Source organism: Leifsonia sp., from assembly GCF_051955155.1.
Classification (GTDB): Bacteria; Actinomycetota; Actinomycetes; order Actinomycetales; family Microbacteriaceae; genus Leifsonia.
The window spans coordinates 1-2,567 of sequence record NZ_JBQCGZ010000130.1; the positions used below are offsets into that span (position 1 = coordinate 1).

Sequence of the window (2,567 nt, forward strand, 5' to 3'; positions counted from 1 at the left end):
GTCGACGAGCGCGTCCTTCGACGCGAAGTGGTACAGCAGCCCGCCCTTGGAGACGCCGGCCTTCGCGGCGACGGCGTCGAGCGTCGCGGCCCGCTCGCTGTGCTCGGCGAGCAGCTCCTCGAAGGCGTCGAGGATGCGGTCGCGGGCGGACCGGGCCGGGGCGCCGGTGGCGGGGGAGGACATGTGGCCCATGCTAGCCGCCGGCGCAGGCTCCCGCGCCTTGCCGACTGTACCGTCTGGACGGTACAGTAGAGGCATGTCTTCGACCGTCCAGGACCTCGCACCCGTCACGGCACCCGTCCGCGCCGGCGCGCGCGGCTGGGCGGCCCTCGTCGTCCTGATGCTGCCCGTGCTGCTCGTCTCCGTCGACAACACAGTGCTCAGCTTCGCGCTTCCCGCCATCTCCGAGGCGCTGCAGCCGTCGGCGACCGGGATGCTCTGGATCGTCGACGTCTACCCGCTCGTCCTCGCCGGCCTGCTCGTCGCGATGGGCAGCCTCGGCGACCGGATCGGTCGGCGCACGGTGCTGCTGATCGGCGCGACCGGGTTCGCCGCGGTCTCGGCGGCCGCCGCGTTCGCCCCCACCGCGGAGCTACTGATCGGCGCCAGGGCGGTCCTCGGCCTCTTCGGTGCGATGCTCATGCCCTCGACGCTGTCGCTGCTGCGCAGCGTGTTCCAGGATCGAGACCAGCGCCGCGTCGCGATCGCGATCTGGGCGTCCGGCTTCGCCGCGGGATCGGCGCTCGGCCCGATCGTCGGCGGTCTGCTCATCGAGCACTTCTGGTGGGGCTCGGTGTTCCTGCTCGCGGTGCCCGTGCTCATCCCGCTGCTGGTGCTGACGCCGCTACTGGTGCGCGAGTCGAAGGACCCGGCGCCCGGTCCCGTGGATGTCCCGAGCATCCTGCTGTCGCTGATCACGATGGCGCCGATCGTGTTCGGCATCAAGGAGCTCGCGGTGCACGGCTTCGCGCCCGTGCCGATCCTCGCGATCCTGGTGGGCACCGCCGCCGGTGCGCTCTTCGTGCGCCGTCAGCTGCGCCGCCCGGTCCCCATGCTCGACATGCGGCTGTTCCGCCGCCCCGCGTTCAGCGGCGCGGTCGTCATCAACCTGCTGAGCGTCGTCTCGCTGGTCGGCTTCCTGTTCTTCGTGTCGCAGCACCTGCAGCTCGTGCTCGGGATGCCGCCCGTGCAGGCCGGGATGGTGCTGCTGCCGGGCCTGGCGACGATGATCGTCTCCGGTCTGCTCGTCGTGCCCGTCGCCCGGCGGCTGCGGCCCGGCATCGTCATCGCGGCCGGGCTGTGCGTGTCGGCCTGCGGCTACCTGCTGATCGCGCTGACCGGCGGGGACGCGTCGTGGGGCGTGCTGCTCGCGGCGTTCGTGCTGCTCGGCGCCGGCATCGGCGCGGCGGAGACCGTCTCGAACGAGCTGATCATCTCCACCGCTCCCGCGGAGAAGGCGGGCGCAGCGTCCGCGGTGTCGGAGACGGCGTACGAGCTGGGCGCCGTGCTCGGCACGGCGACCCTCGGCAGCATCATCATCGCGTCCTACCGCGCCGCCATCGAGCTGCCGGCCGGCCTCGCCGCCGGCGACGCGGCCGCGGCCGCGGACACGCTCGGCGGCGCGGTGAAGGTCGCGGAGGGGCTGCCGGCGAACGCGGCCGCCGACCTGCTCGCCTCTGCCCGGCACGCGTTCGACAGCGGCGTCGGGATCACCGCCTCCATCGGCGTCGCGCTGATGCTCACCGCCGCCGCGCTCGCGCTGATCACGCTCCGCCGCGTCCGGGCCTGACCCGCGCGCGGCCGGTTCGTCGTCGGAATCGGAGGATGCCGGATGCTGCGCGTCCTCATCTTTCCTCCCTTCCGGGCATCCTGCGGCGTGTCTCCGGGCAGAATCCTCCGTTTCCGACCTGCCGGGAGCGGAGGGTGGGCCGCGCGCGACCGGCGGGCGGCGCGGCGATAGTGTGTAGTCACACCATCCGCTGATCAGTGCAGGAGCGTCATGAGCACAACCGTCCACCTCGCCGTCATCCCCGGAGACGGAATCGGGCCGGAGGTGATCGCCGAGGCGGTCAAGGTGCTCGACGCGGTGACCGCAGGCAGCGACCTCGCGTTCGAGAAGACGCACTTCTCGCTCGGCGCCGACCGCTTCCTCGCCACCGGCGACGTGCTGACGGACGACGACCTGGCCGCCATCGCGCGCCACGACGCCATCCTGCTCGGGGCCGTCGGCGGCGTGCCGGGCGACCCGCGGCTGGCCGGGGCCAACATCGAGCGCGGGCTGCTGCTGAAGCTCCGCTTCTCGCTCGACCACTACGTGAACCTGCGGCCGACGACGCTGTTCCCCGGCATCGCGAGCCCGCTCGCGAACCCGGGCGATGTGGACTTCGTCGTCGTCCGAGAGGGCACGGAGGGGCCGTACGTCGGCAACGGCGGCGCGATCCGGCAGGGCACGCCGCACGAGATCGCCAACGAGGTGTCCGTCAACACGGCCTACGGCGTGGAGCGCGTGGTGCGCTACGCGTTCGAGCAGGCGGAGCAGCGTCGCAATCGGCTCACGCTGGTGCACA

General features: G+C 72.5%; 3 protein-coding genes. 2 read left to right on the forward strand and 1 reads right to left on the reverse strand.

The window, feature by feature from the left end:
- Window positions 1-183: TetR/AcrR family transcriptional regulator (locus ACTHMF_RS14410; RefSeq protein ID WP_440318532.1), on the reverse strand; the 183-nt coding region annotated here is incomplete at its 3' end.
- A gap of 73 nt (window positions 184-256) precedes the next feature.
- Here ACTHMF_RS14410 and ACTHMF_RS14415 point away from each other — a divergent pair.
- Window positions 257-1,789, forward strand: a complete 1,533-nt coding sequence (locus tag ACTHMF_RS14415; RefSeq protein WP_440318533.1) for an MFS transporter — start codon at window positions 257-259, stop codon at window positions 1,787-1,789.
- 210 nt (window positions 1,790-1,999) lie between these two features.
- A partial coding sequence (locus ACTHMF_RS14420) for an isocitrate/isopropylmalate family dehydrogenase (RefSeq protein ID WP_440318535.1) occupies window positions 2,000-2,567 on the forward strand: 568 nt, incomplete at its 3' end.

Bases quoted from the DNA above. Each gene is read 5' to 3' on its own strand.
- ACTHMF_RS14415 (WP_440318533.1), top strand. From the start codon at position 257: ATGTCTTCGACCGTCCAGGACCTCGCACCCGTCACGGCACCCGTCCGC.